The organism is Pontibacter anaerobius, assembly GCF_026241195.1.
Lineage (GTDB): Bacteria > Bacteroidota > Bacteroidia > Cytophagales > Hymenobacteraceae > Pontibacter > Pontibacter anaerobius.
This window is the reverse complement of sequence record NZ_JAPFQO010000008.1, coordinates 201893-221121: the sequence shown is the minus strand read 5'-3', so window position 1 is coordinate 221121 and position 19229 is coordinate 201893. Positions and strand designations below refer to the sequence as shown.

Annotated in this window: 13 protein-coding genes; 5 read left to right on the top strand and 8 right to left on the bottom strand. The window is 49.0% G+C overall.

What is annotated here, in order from left to right:
• Positions 1–3: 3 nt before the first annotated feature.
• Positions 4–1029: a pentapeptide repeat-containing protein gene (locus tag OO017_RS13150; protein ID WP_266052961.1), complete on the bottom strand. Its 1026-nt coding sequence runs from the start codon at positions 1027–1029 to the stop codon at positions 4–6.
• Between the two features lie 216 nt (positions 1030–1245).
• Positions 1246–1650: a spore germination protein GerW family protein gene (locus OO017_RS13145; RefSeq protein WP_266052960.1), complete on the bottom strand. Its 405-nt coding sequence runs from the start codon at positions 1648–1650 to the stop codon at positions 1246–1248.
• Positions 1651–1885: 235 nt separating this feature from the next.
• Here OO017_RS13145 and OO017_RS13140 point away from each other — a divergent pair, with 235 nt between their 5' ends.
• The 3 genes from OO017_RS13140 to OO017_RS13130 all read left to right on the top strand — a co-directional run bounded on the left by OO017_RS13140 (position 1886) and on the right by OO017_RS13130 (position 3287).
• On the top strand, positions 1886–2206 hold the full coding sequence (locus tag OO017_RS13140) for an ArsR/SmtB family transcription factor (protein WP_266052959.1): 321 nt from the start codon (positions 1886–1888) through the stop codon (positions 2204–2206).
• Entirely contained in the window at positions 2203–2712 is a 510-nt protein-coding gene (locus OO017_RS13135) for an SRPBCC family protein (protein WP_266052958.1), read from the top strand. Before OO017_RS13140 ends, OO017_RS13135 begins: the two co-directional genes overlap by 4 nt.
• A 305-nt stretch (positions 2713–3017) precedes the next feature.
• A complete protein-coding gene (locus tag OO017_RS13130; protein WP_266052957.1) occupies positions 3018–3287 on the top strand; it encodes a hypothetical protein in 270 nt (89 codons plus the stop codon).
• Between the two features lie 77 nt (positions 3288–3364).
• Here OO017_RS13130 and OO017_RS13125 read toward each other — a convergent pair whose 3' ends face one another.
• Positions 3365–3910, bottom strand: a complete 546-nt coding sequence (locus OO017_RS13125; RefSeq protein WP_266052956.1) for an REP-associated tyrosine transposase — start codon at positions 3908–3910, stop codon at positions 3365–3367.
• A gap of 275 nt (positions 3911–4185) precedes the next feature.
• Here OO017_RS13125 and OO017_RS13120 point away from each other — a divergent pair, with 275 nt between their 5' ends.
• Positions 4186–7119: an NACHT domain-containing protein gene (locus OO017_RS13120; RefSeq protein WP_266052955.1), complete on the top strand. Its 2934-nt coding sequence runs from the start codon at positions 4186–4188 to the stop codon at positions 7117–7119.
• A 67-nt stretch (positions 7120–7186) separates the two neighbouring features.
• Positions 7187–9640: an ATP-dependent helicase HrpB gene (gene hrpB, locus OO017_RS13115; protein WP_266052954.1), complete on the top strand. Its 2454-nt coding sequence runs from the start codon at positions 7187–7189 to the stop codon at positions 9638–9640.
• A gap of 1034 nt (positions 9641–10674) precedes the next feature.
• Here hrpB (OO017_RS13115) and OO017_RS13110 read toward each other — a convergent pair.
• The 5 genes from OO017_RS13110 to OO017_RS13090 all read right to left on the bottom strand — a co-directional run bounded on the left by OO017_RS13110 (position 10675) and on the right by OO017_RS13090 (position 19229).
• A complete protein-coding gene (locus OO017_RS13110; RefSeq protein WP_266052953.1) occupies positions 10675–11817 on the bottom strand; it encodes an MFS transporter in 1143 nt (380 codons plus the stop codon).
• A gap of 210 nt (positions 11818–12027) precedes the next feature.
• Complete coding sequence (locus tag OO017_RS13105; protein WP_266052952.1) at positions 12028–12492, bottom strand: COG2426 family protein; 465 nt, start codon at positions 12490–12492, stop codon at positions 12028–12030.
• A 322-nt stretch (positions 12493–12814) separates the two neighbouring features.
• Positions 12815–14269 (bottom strand): alanine/glycine:cation symporter family protein, encoded by a 1455-nt coding sequence (locus tag OO017_RS13100; RefSeq protein WP_266052951.1) that lies wholly within the window; start codon positions 14267–14269, stop codon positions 12815–12817.
• Positions 14270–14665: 396 nt separating this feature from the next.
• Positions 14666–17200 carry an ATP-dependent helicase HrpB gene (gene hrpB, locus OO017_RS13095; protein ID WP_266052950.1) on the bottom strand — a complete coding sequence of 845 codons (2535 nt, stop codon included), beginning with the start codon at positions 17198–17200 and terminating at the stop codon, positions 14666–14668.
• A gap of 214 nt (positions 17201–17414) precedes the next feature.
• Positions 17415–19229, bottom strand: a complete 1815-nt coding sequence (locus OO017_RS13090) for an AMP-dependent synthetase/ligase (RefSeq protein WP_266052949.1) — start codon at positions 19227–19229, stop codon at positions 17415–17417.

The following is a 19229-nucleotide window of genomic DNA, read 5'->3' as shown; positions in this document are numbered from 1 at the left end:
CAACTACCGCAGCAGTACACCAGTGGTATCGGCATGTTGTAAAGCGGAATCGCTCAGGAAGCGGACGCTCCGCAGGTCTGCACCGCGCAGGCTGGCATTTTTAAGATTTACGCCTCGCAGGTTGGCACCTCTTAGATTGGCATTATCCAACACAGCGTTTTCTAAGTTGGCATCTATTAAAATGGAATTATTCAGGTCGGCCCCCCGCATCATAGCACCGCTTAAGTCTGCGTTAACCAACATGGCGAACGTAAGCGTTGCGTTTGTCAGATCGGCATTAAATAACTTAACACCCCGCATGTCGGCCAGTGACAGGTCGGCATCACTTAGCTTAGCCCTGTTTAAATCAGTACTGTCTAACTTGGCAAACTGAAAGGTAGCACCGCGCAGATCAGCAGCATGGAAAAATGCATGGCTTAGCCTGGCTTCATTAAAGTTGGCAGACCGCAGACTGGCTCCGCTTACAAAGGCACGGCTGAAATTAGTGAAGGTGAGGTTGGCCCTGTCAAGTACGGCGTAGCGAAGCCAGGCACCCGTCAGGTCAGAGTTGGCTAATATGGCGGCCTTTAGGTTGGCGCTGTCCAGCACGGCTTTGTTTAGTTCGGAATTGGTGAGGGTGGTGTGGCTCAGGTTTGCCTTTGCCAGCTTGGCATTAGACAGGTCGGCTCCGTATAAGTTAGCCCCTTGCAGGTCAATACCCTCAAAGAAGCCATACTCCCCGTTAAAGCCCCTGAGATCAACGCCTTCCTGGCGGAGGAATAGCAAGGCCTCCATGCGGCCGCCCCCTTTCTCGTAAAGTACAGCCCAATTCTCGCGAATGGAGGCATTCCGGCGTGTGGGTGCCTCCCAAAACCAGCCAATAATAGCGACCAATATGGCCAGCTTGCCCACATACTTCAGAAGCTTAAACACAGCAAGGTGGCTCATCCAGTAAGTGAGCCAGTTCATTCCCCACTCCATCCACAGAAACGGAGCTTTCAACATAGAACCAGTTACTGGCTTGGACGGCTTCTGGATCTTTTTGCTCATAGGGGAGAAGCAAACTGCTTATAGTATGTATACATCCTGGCAGGGACACAGTTGCGGTAGAAGTATATAATACTGATCGGGGGATTTGGGCTGATAGGGAAAGGCAGTAACCTGAACCGCTCGCGTGTTGATAGTACAGCTGGGTGGGAGCTAAGGCACGAGCTGCAAGCTCGCGCCAGCGGGGGCTGTATTTTCATCTGGCCTGCCACCGTAAACTTACTTCTTCAATAGCTTTACAATGCTCTTATTCTTGAAAATTTCTACGATGGTCTTAGTAGTCAGAAATAAAGCCAGGCTGCTGATAGCTACTATTTTTACTACCGTTTGCGGGTCGCGGATGGTGCGGAAACGGGTTGCTCCCTGCTTTATTTCAATATAACCTATTGGAGTAAGTGCCATGCCACCGCCACCGCCAGATCCTGATCCTTTTCCTTCTGTGCCTGCACCTTCTCCACCACCAAAACCATATGATGCCTTAGAAACGGGAATGACGGTAACACCATCCCGTTCTACCGGCTCACCATAAATAGTAGCGCTATTAGCTGCCATGCTTAATTTTTCGGCCAGCCTTTCCGCGATACGGGGTTTAGCAGGGCCAGTCAAACAGTTATCTTTTTCCATATATTTTGCCTTATTTTTAGTTTAATAGGGATTATATAGGTACGAGCGCCTTTGCCTGAAGTTCAGGTTTAGCAACATTAGCCTTTATGGATGGTAGCCTCGTGGAAAGGAAATTCACGTGCTACAAGCTCGCACAAGCGGGTATTTAGATAAAAAAATAAATCAAAAATATTATACGCAACCGAATAATTGCACGTATATTAGCAAACAAACGGTTGCATATTTTGATTGACAGATGAGGAGAGACATTTTCCAGGCGATAGCAGACCCTACCCGAAGAGCCATAATTGGTTTAATTGCCCTGCAGGCGATGACTCCGAATGCGATAGCCGAACATTTTGACACCAGCAGGCAAGCTGTTTCTAAGCACTTGCAGATACTTGTAGAGTGCCAGCTTGTGAAACAGGAACAGCAGGGGCGGGAAATTTACTATCAGCTTGAAGTTGCTAAAATGAAAGAGATAGACAAATGGTTGGAACAGTTCAGGAAGATCTGGGAAGACCGCTTTAACCAACTTGACACTATATTTTCTAACATAAAACAAAATAAGCCATGAAACACGACCTGGAATTTGAGTTCTCCGTGAACGAGGAAAACAAAACGATAACAGTTAAAAGAGAGTTTGCAGCAGAGCTCCCGCTTGTGTGGGATGCTTACACAAAAAGCGAGATACTGGACCAATGGTGGGCGCCTAAGCCATGGAAAGCCCGCACCAAAACGATGGATTTCAGGGAAGGCGGCTACTGGCACTATGCTATGGTTGGCCCCGAAGGGGAAGAGCATTGGGCATTGGCTAACTACAAGACCATTGATCCTAAAAAGAGCTTTACCGCCCTTGATGGCTTTGCAGATGCGGAAGGAGTGGTAAACACAGAAATGCCGCAATCGAAGTGGGAGGTAAGCTTTACACCCAGAGAGGAGGTTACTTTAGTAGAGAACCTGATCACATTCGATGACCTGGCACAACTCGAAACCACCATCGAGATGGGCTTTAAAGAAGGCCTGACCATGGCCATGGAAAACCTCGATGCATTACTGGCTGCCCAGAAACAGGAAGCTTAAGGTCGGTAAGGGGCAGAAAAGAGATCATTTTTAATAGCATACATAAAAGCGGGGCTGTTGCGTAACCTTAAAGCCCCGCTTTTATACTTTATAGTGCTCATTTATCACATTGCTAGTGCGAGCTTATAGCTCGTACTGAAGGTGTGGAAAAGAAAAGGCACGAGCTGCAAGCGCGCGCCATCGGAGAAATTTTTGTTTTTGTGGAGAAGCGAATAGAATATTAGATAAGAGGCATGTTCTTTGAGAGCAAGTTAATTAGCTTTCAGACTATTCTTGAAACAGGATTATCTAAAATTACTTGCCATATGAAAATAGTTATTACGCTTCTTTTGACCTTTCTCATGACAGCCTGCGCGCTTGTCCGTAATACCGTTGATATTGGTATGACCGAAAGTGAGTTTAAGAAGAAAAACGTCGGTGTCTATTTGTCTGAAAAGACGGCAGAACATACCGTGTACCGACTACCTCAAAGTGATGATAGGGATTTATATGTTTTCTTTGAGAAAGGTAAATTGATCCGGGTTCAGGAAAGTATCTACAGGCCAGACATTGTGATAGAAAAACGCTTGGATTAAGTGGCTTCTGCTTTTTTTCAGAATGATCGGCTGCACTCTCCTCGCTGGTGCGAGCTTGTAGCTCGTACCTCCACTTTTCAAACCAAATCAATTTCCAGCAAACCCTTCCCGCCGCTATAGTCTACCGCGCTGCTATACTTCCAATGCTCCGGCTCCGACACAAAGCCGGCTTCTACTGGGTTGTTATGGATATAATCGATTTTCTGATCTATTACCGTAGCGCTCCACAGCTCGATAGGTTTGTTGTGTTGCTGCCAGAACTGCCGGTGCTTCACATTGCTGTTCTTCAGGCCGGCTCGCTCCATCAGCCATAGCATCCATTCTTTCCGGCTTTCCTGGTTGTGTTCGGTAATGGCTTTTTGTAGCTGCTTGGAAGTATAAGTTTTCAGCTCCTTCAGCAGCGTGCTCGGGTTATTGTCTTTGGCACGGAAGATAAGATGCGCGTGGCTGGGCATGATGCACCAGGCATAGATTTCCATGCCTTTGTTCTTCCGGCAATAGTCCAGGCTGTCGGTAAGTATGGCAAAGTACTCCTCCCGCGTAAACACGTCTATCCAGTACACCACCGCAAAACTCACAAAGTATAGCCCTTCCTTGTTATGAAATTTATACTTCCTGCTCATGTAAGGCTTATACTTTAAATAGCAGTTTGCGGGTCTAGGTATTTGTACGCTAGTATTGAAACGCTAGTGCGAGCTTGTAGCTCGTACTGTTACTTTAGCTGAAGGTATAGCTGCGTGGAAAAGAAAAGGCACGAGCTGCAAGCTCGCGCCAGCTTAAAGAGAATTTTGTTTATAAAGTAAACCTACTAGATGATAGTAGCTACGTACTGCGTTATAAGTTTTGTGACAGGTTATTTTTGATGTTCATCTACAGATAAAATCTTTAAATATAGAACATGTTAAATATTAATTATAATTTCAAGCTTTATAGGGATAGTTCTGCAATAAAAACCAATAAAGTACAAATGGAATTATATAAGATAGATACTATAAAGCACTTAGAAAAAGAAAAACTTTTTGAGTTAATTCAAGCTTTAATATCTAAGCTTGGGTATACAAATTTACAAAGAGAGGAAAATCTAATTGTAGGAGAATTAGTAGGTCCATTATCGAAGTATAATCATGCTTTTGTTTATCTAGATGAAAAACTAATTGCCTCAGAGAATGTTGCTACATATAAGGAAGATATAGTTAATTATTCCAAAAAGAGATCATACTCTTCTTTTTTTGTTTTTTCTAACAATGTAATATCAAAGGGGTTTAGAAATGCACTTGCTTCACAATTAACAAATATAGTTCTAGAGTTCATAGATCGTGATCCAATTATAAATCTTATAAACACTCATTTGCCAGATTTTTGGAAGCATGATGATGTAAAATTAATCGAGTATGAAAAGCACTATTGTGGTTCGATACATGGAGACAACGAGCTTAAAAAGCTACAAATATTTAATGAAAAGTACGATAAGCTTTTAAAGATTTTTATAGAGCCTAATTACTTTCATTTTTATGAAGACAAGGCTACTAACACTCCTATAAGAAAGAAGGTAACTTTAGAGAACATTGCAGAAAACAAAAACCCAGTTATCCTATCAGGAAATGCGGGAACTGGAAAAACTACATCTTTAAAAAAGGTAGGCGAAATTCTGATAGGGAAGAACCAAGATCTATCTGGAATTAAAAATTTGCCAGTATTCATTACAACAACAGAGATTTTTGATAATGGCTATGACATATACAAATGCTTACTGAACAGACTCGCACCATATTTTGACATAAAAACTGTTTTCACAGAATATAAAATTGTAATACTAATTGATAGCATAGATGAACTGGAGGATGCAAATCAAAAAGCTATTCTAGAACAATTGGTAAAACTTTATAAGAACAAAAAAATAAATTTCTTTATAGGTACTCGAAATTATGAGAAGTTATACTCAGAAGTTTCTTTAAAAGAAATAGATAACTTCTCTATCGAGAAGTTTAACAATGACCAAATCAAAAGATTTATAAGCACGTTTTTTCAGAATGAGGAATCACGAGCAGAGAATCTTCTTGATGCTTTAAGAGATAACAGAATACTAGAGAAGCTACCAATTACCCCGCTGACTTTGTCTTTAATTTCAATTCTGTATGAAGAAAACAATTTAGAGATTCCTGCAACGATAACTGATATTTATGACAACTTCAACTCATTATTACTAGGTAAAGCTATAGTTTCATCAAAAATAGATTTTATTGATGTCTCTTTTAGGGAAAGGATTTTGTCGCTATATGCTCTAGGGTTATTGGAGAGAAAAGAACATTCTCCAATGGATATAAATGAGTTCTATAACTTTTTCTTATCCTATTACAGAGATAAAACTATACCTATAAGGAAAGGCAATTTAGAAGATGTATTAGATTATCTAATCAAAAATACCGGTATACTTCTGTTGAAGGATAATAAGTACATTCAGTTCAGTCATGATTCCTTTATGGAATATTATGGTGCAATAGAAATATTTAAGCACCAAAGAGATAAAGAACAACTGCTAATTCAGAACTTTCTCGATATAAACTGGCAAAATACTGCTATTTTCTATGCTGGTAAGTCGAAAGATATGGGGCATTTCCTTAAGCAGATAATCGAAAGAATTAAAACTTCTGTAAAGTTAAATGATTACTTTATGAGCGTAATAGGCCTAGGTTATTTAATGCAGGCCTTATATCAAACAGACAACAAACTTAGAAAAGAAGGTGTCGATGTGGCTGTAGAATCAAATATACAGACATATGAAACATTACTTAAGTTAAGCGGAGATGATGAGTTTCATTTTAAAAATTACAAGATTCCTGTTTTGCAACTCATGAACTTAATGTACTTCTATGAAAACTTTAACTCTGTAACTCTTAAGGAACCATTAAAGCTCTCATTCAATGATTTTCTAACTAAATATAAATCTTCGAAATTTGAAACAAATTGGGGATACAGAGCTTTAAAATTGGCTTTAACATTGAATTCTAAAAGAATAAATGAAGAAGAGCCAATAAATGATTTGATTCTTCAAACTGATCTTCCTAATGATCCTAGTCTTGCCATTATAGCTGATTTGTCTTTAGATATAAATAAAGGAGAAAACTATAAAGAGCTTAAAAAAGAACTAAAAAAAGGTTTTCACAAACTAAATGCTCCTTTAAAAAAACTTACTGCTGTTCCAGCAAGTAAACTCAGATTTTCAAATTTTGACAATATTAGGGCAGATAGAAAAATTATACTTGTCACAGAAGGTACAACTGATGCTGAAATATTGGAACATGCTTTTATGGTTCTAACAGGAGGTAGTGTTCCTTATTGGGAAATCAGGCCTTCAGGAGTAACATCGGGAGGAGCTGCTGAATTAGCTAAAACACTTATGTCGGCCTTTCCTATACTTGGGCCAGGTCAGAAGATAATTGGAGTTTTCGATAGAGATGCTAAGGGTATACAGGAATTTAATGGCCTTAAAAACTTTGATGTTTTAAAGAATCAAACATTAAAGAAACATAGTTCTAGTGAGATTTATGCAGTTTGTTTACCTGCAATTGCAGAGAGGCAGAACTATATTCAAGACAAACAAAGCTTCAATTTTTTAGAAATAGAACATTATTTTTCAGATGCGTTATTGGAACAGGAAAATAAATTAAAAAGAACTTCAATAGATGGTGTTTATGAAATAGGAGGTAGTAAGACCGCTTTTGCCTCTAAAATTAGAAAAATTCATGATCCAAAAGTTTTTGTAAATTTTATCGAGCTTTTTGAAGTTATAGACCATATTACCAATATTCAAATTGAGTATTCTCGCACATAATGTTTTACAATTTATAGCCTTAGAACTAATCAATTAGTTTTAAGGCTATTTTTTACTTTTACCCCCCTTGCCCTTCAATCCATTTACCATAGACTTACCCGTTCGGGAAATTATACCTGCCGTTAGGGAGCACCTTTCGGCGCAAAATACTCTGATCGTGAACGCGCCTCCCGGAGCCGGTAAAAGCACTTTGCTGCCGCTGGCTATACTCGGCGAGCCTTGGCTGAAAGATCAGAAGATCATTATGCTGGAGCCCCGGCGCCTGGCGGCCAAAACCATTGCCGAGCGCTTGGCGCAGCTGCTGGGCGAGGAGGTAGGCCAGACCGTCGGCTACCGCATCCGTTTCGAGACGCGCATCTCCGAGCAAACCCGCATCGAGGTCGTAACCGAAGGCATCCTGACCCGCATGATCCACAGCGACCGCGCCCTGTCGGGCATCGGCATCGTGATCTTCGACGAGTTTCATGAGCGCAGCATCCACGCCGACGTGGCCATGGCCCTGAGCCGGGAGGCGCAGCACACGCTTCGCCCGGACCTGTGCATTATGGTGATGTCGGCCACTCTGGATATGCCCCAGCTGACCAAACTGCTGCAGGCCCCGGTAGCGCAAAGTATGGGGCGGCAATACCCCATCGAAACCTTTTACACCGGCGACGCCGACGACCGCATGCTGCCCGAAATGACGGCCAAAGTAGTGCAGCAGGCCGCCAAAGAGCAGGAAGGGGATATCCTCGTGTTCCTGCCCGGCGAAAACGACATCCGGAAAGTAGAGCAACTACTCCGCAGGCAACTGCGCGATTTTAAGATACACCCGCTGTTCGGTATGCTGCCCTTCGGTAAGCAGTACGCTGCCATCATGCCCGACCGCCAGGGCAAACGCAAAATAGTGCTGGCGACAAGTATAGCCGAGACCAGCTTAACCATAGAAGGAATTTCGGTGGTGGTGGATACGGGCTTCGGCAAAACCTCCCGCTTCGATCCGAAGTCCGGTTTGTCGCGTCTCGAAACGGTGCGCATCTCCAAAGACGCCGCCGACCAGCGAGCCGGCAGGGCAGGGCGTTTGGGTCCGGGCACGGCTTACCGCATGTGGAGCAAGACCACGCAGGAGCGCATGGCCCCGCACCGCACCCCCGAGATCATGGAAGCCGACCTATCCAACCTGGTGCTGGACATGGCACAATGGGGCATTATGGATATCCGTGGCCTTACCTGGCTGAACCCGCCGCCGCGCGCCGCCCTGCAGTACGCCACCGACATGCTGCACCAGCTGCAGGCGCTGGAGAACGGCCGCATGACCGAGCACGGCAAAAAGATGCACGCGCTGCCATGCCACCCGCGTATCGCGCACATGCTGCTCAAGGCCGAGGAAACGGACCAGGTGGCGCTGGCAAGCGATATTGCCGCCATCCTGGAAGAGCGCGACCCGCTGGACCGCAACGCCGGCATCGACATTAACTTAAGAATTGAAGCCCTCAGAAGGTATAGAAAAGAGCAGGGGCAGGGCAAGCGTTTCGGCAAGATCGAGAAGATCGCCCGCTCGTACCGCTCCATGTTAGATCTGCACCCTGATAACAGCACTTTTGACGAGTATGAAACGGGTGTGCTGCTGACGCATTGCTACCCGGAGCGCATCGCTTATGCTCGCCCCGGCAATAACGCGCAGTTCCAGCTGGCAAGCGGCCAGTATGCGTCTGCCGGTCACCGCGACGACCTGGCGCACGAGCCCTGGCTAGCCATCGCGCACCTGCACGCCGGTACCGGCGACAACCCGGGCCGCATTTTCCTGGCATCACCGCTTAACCCCCGCGACCTTGCTCCGCTCGTAAAGCAGCAGGAAGTATACCACTGGGACGTAAACGACGGCGAACTGACTGCCTCGATGGATACGCGAATCGGAAGCATCGTTCTGCAAAGCAAGCCGCTGCCACCACCCGACGAGAAGCACCGCGTACCGGCCATCTCCGCAGCCATAAAAGCAGAAGGCGATCACCTGCTGGACTTTAACCACGAGCTAACGCAATGGCAGAACCGTGTGCTGAGCCTGCGTAAATGGCGCCCTTCCGAGTTCTGGCCCGACGTAAGCACCAGCACTTTGCTCATGACCAACATGGACTGGCTAAAGCCATACTTATACGACATCGAGCACCCCGACGACCTGATGAAGCTCGACCTCCAGCCGATTCTGGAAGCCAAATACCTGAACGAGGAGCAGCGTGCAAGGCTGGAGATGCTGGCCCCAGCAAGTATAAACCTGCCGGATGGCTCAAGTATAGAACTAGAGTATAAACCAAACGGAGAGCAGCCCAAGCTGGAGATTCGCCTGCAGGATGTGCTGGGCTGGGAGGAGAGTCCGACCGTAGATGAGGGTGAGATGACCGTGGAGCTGGCCTTGCTTTCGCCGGAGCTAAAGCCGATCACTACTGTGTCTGATCTGGCGAGTTTCTGGAAGGGGAATTATAGGGTGATTAAGCGGCAGCTGGAGGTGGTGTTTCCGGAGGTTGATTGGGAGAGGGGAGGTTAGAAAGTTGATTTTTAGACCTCGCGGTGTCCGGAGGCCCCGCGAGTGTCTGGCTTGTCTGAATCAGGATTTTCAGGATTTTTAAGGGCTCCTACCCCGGGATGGACAGGATTGTTCGTGATACACGCTGTTTATTTTCTGGCGCGCGTCTCCAGACTCATGTCCTACAAATGATGTGAAGTCTCCGACTTCCCTGAGGCCAGAGGCCTCAGCGTGGTTTCTGTTGCCGACTGTTATTCTTACTGGAAGTTAAGAGTTAGGGAACGATGAACCCACCCCTAGAGCTACGCTCGCTAGCTCAAAACTCCCGTTTTGGTTTGTCCAGAGGAGGGAATTCAGCAGTTGATTATCCAACCACCCCTGCCCCTCCTGGGGGTGCAGGGGCCCCCTTTAGAGGCTAAAGAGGGGAGCCTGTAGTTACTGATGTTGAGGTGTAAGTTTCATCGTTCGGGATGGCTGTCATCAGCAAAAGTATTAACCCACCCCTGCCCCTCCGAGGAGGGGAATTATACTTGTTCCATGGTAGAGCACAGTGGCTATCGAACTGATCCCAGTCTTTCCGTGGGGGGAGGGGCCCTCGTATAAAGAGCGCCTTGTGAGATCCGGTGCCCGGCAAGGGCAGCCGCAGCGCAGCGGAGGCAGGAGGGAACACAGCGCGATGCGGGAAGACGAGCCCTCCCGGGCTGGAGGGAGCCAAAGCCAGTGATGCAACTGTAGGTTTGTAAGACTGAGGATCAGCAGTGACTAGAGCGGATAGCTTGTTTCAAGCTGAGGGAAGCAGCGGCTAGACGAGGCAAGTATAAGTACGCGGATTTGGAAATCCGCGGCAGGAAAGTTCCGGACAAGGACGTCCGGAACAGCGGGTAAGGCAGGTATAAAAGTATAGCTAAGTATAAAGTATGGCTACAGTTGAGTTACAAACTCAACATCATTGTAGGACACAAGTCTGAAGACTTGCGCCAGAAGTGGAGCAAGTGTAACGTATAGCCAAAGTATAAACAGCAGCTACAAAGTACAGCTATAACTACCCCTGCACGCTACACCTTCTTCTCCAACCTGAAAAACAGTTGCGAAATAGGTATCAGCATGATACCGGCGAAGGCGAAAAGTATAAACGATACTTTCAGGTTGAAAGCGTGGGCGAGGTAGCCAATCAGGGGCGGACCGATCAGCATGCCGATGATGCCATATGTAACGATAATAGAAAGCGTAACTCCGGGCGAGTATTTGGTAGAAGTACCCGCTAAGGTATAAGTCATAGGAATAACCGAAGCAGTGCCAAAGCCTACCAGCGAGAAACCGACCATGGCAGGCCAGAAACTAGGGAGAAGTATAGCCAGGGTAATGCCTGAGAAGATCAGCAAGGCACTTAACACGTATGTCCGCGCCATACCGATCCTGTCGATGATGCGATCGGAGATAAACCGCGAGAGCGCCATAAAAGACATGAAGATCAGGTAACCGGCTGTGAACACCTCTTCCTTAATTACCTGCTGAAAGTAAATGCCGCTCCAGTCGAACATACCTCCCTCGCAAACGGCAGCAAAAAATACCAGTAATCCTAAGTACACAATGGCTGGGTCTGGTTTGCCAAGAGATAGTTTATTGCCGGAGGTGGAGCGGTCGTTGCGCAGCAGGTATTGGGTCGTGATGAGGGTAGCCAGGACAGAAAACACGGATACCGACAACAAATGCGGCACGATAGTAACCTCCAGAGACACCAGTAAGGTGGTCACACCCACACCCACAATCCCGCCAAGGCTCCAGAGCCCGTGAAAAGAACCGTTTATCTTTCGTTCAAACTGCTTCTGCAGGGTTATGGCCTGCGTGTTTACCGCAATGTTAAAAATACGCATACTTAAGGCGAACAGGAACAGCGCAATGATCAGGTAGAAGGAAGTATCAGCCAGCCCAATCAAGGAAAGTGAAACCGCGTTTAGCAGGAAAGCTGCCGTCAGCGGAATCCTGCTGTCATACCTGGTTACCAGCCAACCCGACAAAGGAAGCCCGATGAGGGAGCTGACCGGCATCGTTAAAAGTATGGAACCCAGTTCGGCTTCGTTCAGGTGTAAGGCACCCGCGATGGTGGGGATTCGGGAGGTCCAGCTGGCAAAGTTGAAGCCCGCCAGAAAGAAGAATACGCTCAGCGAAAGCCGCTGCTTGTTCATTGTGATTTCCATAGCCTGTTAAAGCTGCAAAGATGCAGTATTTTAGGGTATTATAGTAATGGTTACCTGTTGCATCTTACACCTGCACACTCTTTTGCTTGCAAGTATAAACCGCTTGAAGGGAATCAAAAAAATCGGGGCGGCAGAACCTTGCATGGTCATACCGCCCCGATTTGATGTATGATACAGCCAGCCTGTGAAACCTGTGTATCCGTTTTTATCTTATAGTTTTTCCCAGCCTAGCATACCCAGGTAAGAACCGGCACCAACAAATACCGAGGAGATAAGAACCCCTAGTGAAATTGCCAGAAAGGCTCTTTTGCGTTCGATCTTAAATATGTTGGCCGCAATCGTGCCCATGTAAGCACCGGTACCCGGAAGCGGGATCATGACAAAAACCATAAGCCCCCAGAAACCATAACGCTGCACATTGCCGCCAACAATCTTTTTGGCTCTCTTAGAAAAGTATACTACTCCTCTCTTATAAGCCCGAAAAGGCCAGAACTTCTTGCTAAACGTATCGATCATCCACATAAAAAGCGGGAAAACCAGCGTATTGCCAATTATACCGATCAAGATGGCCCAGATCAGGTGCACATTGTTAAGTATGGCATAGGGTATTCCGGCGCGCGCCTCACCGAAAGGGGAAAGGCTGAGTAAAAAAGTATGGATTAAGGTCTCCAGCATATTCAATTATATGGCAAAAGCACCTGCAACGTGCTTTTTAGGTAATTTGTGTAAAGTAAAAGCCTTGCACCTCAGGTTGTTACAAGTGCTGTGGTGCTTCGGTTTTGTAACAGGTCAGAAACAATAAAAATTCATATGTTATACACCAGATTCCACTAATTCTTTAGATTCATACTTTATCCGGGACGAGTTATACTTTGGTGAAAAACGGCTCCAGGCTGCTGCAGGGGATGATTTGAAAAAAGAAACCTGGCAAAGCGTGAGCTTTCTCACCTCTATGCCAGGTTGTGTAAGCGATTGTTAAGTGTTACCCAAGGCCGTGTTATACTGCCTGCAGGGCTTTGTCCTCCTGCACATCCTCGTTCCATTCCTCTGCGTTCTCAATTCCTATCGCAGAAGGGTTAAACACAGGGTCGAGGCCGGCTGCGCGCTGGGCCTGGTAGTCGCGTAGGGCGCGAAGGGCTGGCTTGCGCAAAAGTATGATGGCCACCACGTTCAGCCAGGCCATGATGCCTACACCGATATCGCCCAGCATCCAGGCAGATTCTGCTGTTTTGATGGACCCGTAGAAAGTTGCCGCCAGTATGAGTGCCCGCAGTACCCAAATCATCCATTTGTTGCCTTTGGTGTTCAGGTAGCTGAGGTTTGTTTCCGCAATATAATAATAGGCCATGATGGTGGTGAAAGCGAAAAGCAACAGCGAAACGGCCACAAAGCCGCTGCCCAGCGAAGGGAAATAGGTATTTACTGCCATCTGCGTGTACTCCGGGCCAAACGATACGCCCGGCAGGTTCTCCACGATAAAGCCTCCCTCCGGGTTCACCACGTTATACTGACCGGTAAACAGGATCATAAAGGCGGTTGCGGTGCAAACAAACATGGTGTCTACGTACACTGAAAACGCCTGTACCAGTCCCTGCTTGGCCGGGTGGCTTACCTCTGCCGCCGCCGCAGCGTGCGGTGCAGTACCCTGTCCGGCCTCGTTGGAGTAAATGCCACGCTTCACACCCCAGGAGATAGCCATACCGAACACGCCGGCAAAAGCAGGCTCGATATCAAACGCGGAACGGAAGATAAGGCTGATAACGGCCGGCACTTCCGAAATATTCATGGCGATGATGATGACAGTCATGAGGATATATGCACCAGCCATAAACGGAACGGCCACTTCCGCTACCTTGCCGATCCGCTTAACGCCTCCCATAATAATAAGGGCCAGAACGGCTGTTACGGCGCCGCCTGTAACGGCCACAGGTATGTCAAAAGCTGTATTTACACTAGAAGCGATGCTATTGCTCTGTACGCCTGGTAAGAATAGAGCCATACTTACAATGGTAGCTACCGCAAAAACAACGGCATACCACTTTACGCCCAGTCCTTTCTCGATATAGTACGCCGGACCACCTCTGTACTCCCCGTCTTTCACCTGCTTGTAAATTTGGCCCAAGGTAGCTTCTATAAAGGCAGAAGAACTGCCCAGGAAGGCGATCACCCACATCCAGAACACGGCGCCCGGCCCGCCCATGGCAATGGCTGTGGCCACCCCTGCAATATTACCCGTGCCTACACGGCCGGCAATGGCAACGGTAAAAGCCTGAAAAGAGCTGATGCCTTTTTGAGACGATTGGCCGTTAAAGAGCAGGCGCAGCATTTCGCGAATGTAGCGAACCTGTAGGAACTTAGTAACGACTGAAAAATAGATCCCTGCCCCGAGGCAAAGTATAATGAGGGCATTGCTCCAGACAATATCGTTGATTGAAGAGATGAGGTTTTCCATGAGGGAGAGAAAGCTGAAATTTTCCTTTAATTAACTATACTTTGCTTTGGACAATTGATTCCGTCCCTAAAAATAAAGGAAATTTCCCGAAAACTACGATAATACCTTTGGTAAAAAGGTTAGGCTACTTTGAAAAGGAGTGTGTCTCTCAGGAGGCTATATAGGAAGGGGGAAGTATAGTATAAAGTATGCAGCAGTTTAAAAACTGGTTCTGCTCGTTTACCTTTCATCATTTGGGTTTCCATGATCCTTTGCTACTGAACATCTTATTAAGCAAAAATGGAGTTGTGCAGATTTTCAAGCATAGGTTGGAAACAAGTTATTAAAAAGGTAATCCAGCAAGCCATAGCAAGAACCACATACGAAAAGGCAGGCAGAGTTTGAGCGAGCAACTGTTTACCCCGGCCTTTTCTTCGTTCCCCGGGTTGGGGGTGCTGCTAAGGGATCATCGGGCCAGTGGTGTTTGGGATAGCGGCCGCGCAGGTCTTTGCGCACCTCAAAATAACCGTTGCTCCAGAAGCTGCGCAGGTCGCGGGTGACCTGTACCGGGCGTGAGGCAGGGGAGAGCAGGTGCAGGAGCAGCGGCACTTTGCCACCGCCTATCCTGGGTGTATCCAGCAGCCCGAATACCTCCTGCAGGCGCACCGCCAGCACAGGCGCGGCAACATCGGAGTAATCCAGGGTTATGCGCGAGCCGCTGGGTACCTGCAGGTGCGAGGGGGCCAGCCTGTCCATTTCCTGGCGCTGCTCCCAATTAAGGTCAGAGAGCAGTATCTCACCTAAGTCTAGCCGCGCTACCTGGTCCAGAGAGCGAAGTCCGTACAGGTGCGGGGCGAGCCATACTTCCATATTTTCTGCCAAAGCCACATCCGACACGTCGGGCCAGTTCTGGGGCTCCAGCTCGTGCAGGAAGGCAAGCCGCTGGCGTATCGCGGAAGCCTCTTTAGTCCAAGGCAATCTTTCTACTCCTTTCCCGCGCAGCGCCTGCAACAGTGCCTCAGCTACCTGCTCAGGGTTCGGTTTAGAGATGTTGGACTCTTCCAGAACCAGTGCTCCCAGCTTTGTTATCTTTCTGGCCACCACCTGTGCCGTTGCCTCATTCAAACGTACTTCCTGTGTGGCTTCTATTTGCTCCGGAAAATGCTTCAGCAAGTCTGACTTAGCCAGGGGGGCGGCCAGAAGTATACGGGGCTGCTTGCCCAGGTCCAGGTGCGCTATACTGTAAAAGTCCGCTTCGCCGAAAAGCTCTGTGGCCAGGATTGCCCGCTGCCCCGATACCAGTCGCACACGCCCCGAGGTTTCGCGCTGCGCAATACGGTCTGGGTAGGCCAAAGCGGTGAGTAAGCCTGCCATTTCTGGATTTAAACTTGCATCCGTTTCCCGGAGCCGTTGGCGGAGGTTCTGCGCCTGTTCTTTCACACGCCGAAGCGCATTTTCATCCAGCACAAAGCCTGGCGTAGGGGGGCGCTTACCGGCCAGCAGTTCTAGGCGCAACTGCAGGTCAGGCAACCCTTCTCCCCAGGATAATTGCTGGGATTTTAGTATGTCGCGCTCCGAAAGTATGGCCGCCAGGGCACAGGCTGTGGCGCCTATCCCCAACTCATGTCCGCGCATAACCAGGTGGCCCAGGCGCGGGTGCATTCCCAAAGAGGCGAGTGCTTTGCCGTGCGTGGTGGGTTTACCGGCAGAATTGATGGCCTGCAGGCGCAGGAGCAGGTCTTTCGCCAGCGACAAAGCGGCGGCAGGGGGTGTATCGAGCCATTTGAGGGTAGCGGCATCTTGCACCCCCCAAAGTGCCAGCTCCAGCATCAGCCCCGATAGGTCTGCATCAAATATCTCCGGGTCCTGGCGCTCGGGCAGCTGCAGCTGGTCTGCCGCAGACCATAAGCGGTAGCAAACACCCGGTCCAAGCCTGCCTGCGCGTCCACGCCGTTGGTCGGCTCCGGCCTGCGACACCGGCACCGTGGCGAGTGTGGTAAGGCCTGTGCGTGGCACGAACTTCGGTACGCGGGCAAAGCCCCCGTCAATTACAATCCGGACTCCCTCAATGGTTAAGCTGGTTTCGGCTATACTCGTGGCTAAAACTACCTTGCGTTTTTTCTGGGGAGATGGCTGAATGGCGGCTACTTGTTTGGAAAGCGGCAGGTCGCCGTGCAGCAGGTGCAGCTCAACATCCGGGGAGAGTTTGCCCTCCAGTTGCTGGGCCACCTTCCGGATCTCACCCATGCCCGGCAGAAAGGTAAGGATATCGCCTTCTGCTTCCTGCTGCAGCGCCGTCCGGATGGCCTTGGGTACGAGGTTTACCAGCCGCTGGGCGGGATAGTTGCCGGCGGCAGCCACATCAGCCGGCGAGAGGTAATGCGTTTGTACCGGGAACATACGGCCCTCGCTGCTTATAACAGGTGCATCCAGCCAGTTGCCGATGGCACCTGCATCCAGCGTGGCACTCATCACCAGTATGCGGAGGTCGGGGCGCAATACGGCCTGTGCATCCAAGGCCAGCGCAAGCCCCAGATCGGCCTGAAGATTACGCTCGTGGTACTCGTCAAAAATGATAGCGGCGATGCCCTCCAGCGCGGGGTCATCCTGAATGATGCGCGTCAGGATGCCTTCCGTCACCACCTCTACCTTTGTTCTGGCAGATACCTTATGGTCCATGCGTACCCAATAGCCGATGGTTTGGCCCACGGGGTCGCCCACCAGGTCGGCCATGCGCTCTGCCGCTGCCCGGGTAGCCAGCCTGCGGGGCTCCAGCACGAGTATCTTACCATCGTTGCGCCAGCCAGCCTCCAGCAGGGCCAGGGGCACCAACGTGGTTTTGCCGGCGCCCGGAGGTGCTTCCAGCACGGCGCGGTTGCTTGCTTCCAGCGCCTCCAGCAGGCGGGCGAGCACTTCTTTTACAGGTAGATCAGGTAAGGTCGTAATAGGCATCGTATCCCAAAGTTCGGGATTGTTTTTGAAAAAGCAGTGGGATGAGGCGGCGCCATACTTCAGATAAAGTATAGGCGGGGCAGGAAGTGCGCAGAATGTATGAGTTGAAACTTAAAAGTATGGGCAGGTCTGGTGCAAGTATAAAAAGATAACGCAGAGGGATAAACTAGCAAATCATACTTTATCCCTCTGCGTTATACTTAGCCCGGAAACATTAATGGGGATACATGGATCTGATCAGGTCGCCATACTTCTCCATGATCACTTTCCGCTTTACTTTGAGGGTGGGCGTTAACTCACCTCCGCCAATCGTCCACTGGTGCGGCATCAGCACGAATTTCTTCACCTGCTCCACGGGGTTAAAGTCCTGGTTATACTCCTTCACTGATTTATTGATCAGGGCGCGTACCTGCTGGTCTTTCACCACCACATGGTCGCCGGGGTAGGGCATGCCTTGTTTGGTATACCAGTCTTTCAGGGCATGAAAAGCCGGCACGATCAGGGCCCCTACAAACTTCTGCATCTCACCCACCACCATGATCTGCTCAATCCAATGGCTCTCCACCATTTTGTTCTCGATGGGCTGCGGGGCCACATACTTTCCGCCGCTGGTCTTAAAAAGCTCTTTCTTCCGGTCCGTGATCTTCAGGAACTTGCCGTCCACCATGGTTCCGATGTCGCCGGTGCGCAGCCATTTCCCGTCCATCACCTCGGCGGTCAGGTCAGGGCGTTTGTAGTAGCCCATCATCACGTTGGGGCCTTTGCAGAGTATTTCTCCGTCTTCTGCTATTTTCACCTCCACGCCCTCCAGCAAGGGGCCTACCGTGCCAAACATCCTGTTCTTCTCGCTGTAACGGTTACCACTGATGATGGGGGATGCCTCGGTTAGCCCGTACCCCTCCTGAATAACGATACCGGCTGCCGTAAATACTCTGAGCAGGCGCAACTGGCAGGCTGCCGCCCCGGTAATAACAGCTTTGACCTCACCGCCAAGGGCTTCGCGCCACTTCCTGAAGATGAGTTTATCGGCCAGGGCCAGTTGTAGTTTGTAGCTTGCGCTCTGAGGTTGGTTTATTTCGTACTGCTCGGCCAGTCTAAGCGCCCAGAAAAAGAGCTTCTTCTTCGTGCCTGTCAGCTCGTTTCCTTTTGCCACGATGTTCTCGTATACTTTCTCCAGCACGCGGGGTACTGTGGTGAACAGCGTCGGCTTTACCTCCTTCAGGTTGCTCCCGATCCGCTCAACCGCCTCGGCATAGTAGATCGACACGCCGCTGTAGATATAACAGTAGGTGGCCATGCGCTCGAAGGCGTGGTTAAGGGGCAGGAAGCTTAGTGCCCTTTTCCCGCGGACCCCGATTTCCTGTATAACCTTGGAGCTGGCGAACACATTGCTGACGATATTGTGGTGCGAGAGCATGACACCCTTCGGGGTTCCGGTGGTGCCGGAAGTATAAAGTATGGTGGCCAGGTCGGACTCACGAATCAGGCCGCGGCACTGCTGTACCTGCTGCATAGCGGCAGGCGTCGGGTTCAGAAGCAATTCTGACCAGAGGTGCGTGTCCAGAACAGGTTCAAAAGTATAGATTTCCTCCAGGTCGGGCAAAGCGTGCAGGATACTGCCCAGTTTCTGGTAAAGGGCCTCATCGCCCACGAAAACCATTTTTACGCCGGCGTCCTGAAGTATAAACTGTAGCTCGTTGTTGTTGATGTTCGGGTAAACGGGCACCGAGACAGCGCCTATCTGCTGAATGGCCATGTCCGCGAGCATCCACTCGGGGCAGTTTTGGCTGATAATGGCAACCTTGTCTCTGCCTTCGGTTGTACCGTCGCCCCTGGAGATGCCCAGCGCGAGCAGGCCCGCGCTCAACTGGTTCACCTTCTGCTGTACTTCCTGGGTGCTATACTTGCGCCAGGCGCCACTTTCCTTGGAACAAAACATATCCTCCAGCGGGAAATGCTCCAACTGGTAGCTAAGGCAGTCGAACAGTAGCTTCGGCTCGCCCATTGGCACCTTATTCTTGGTTTGCAT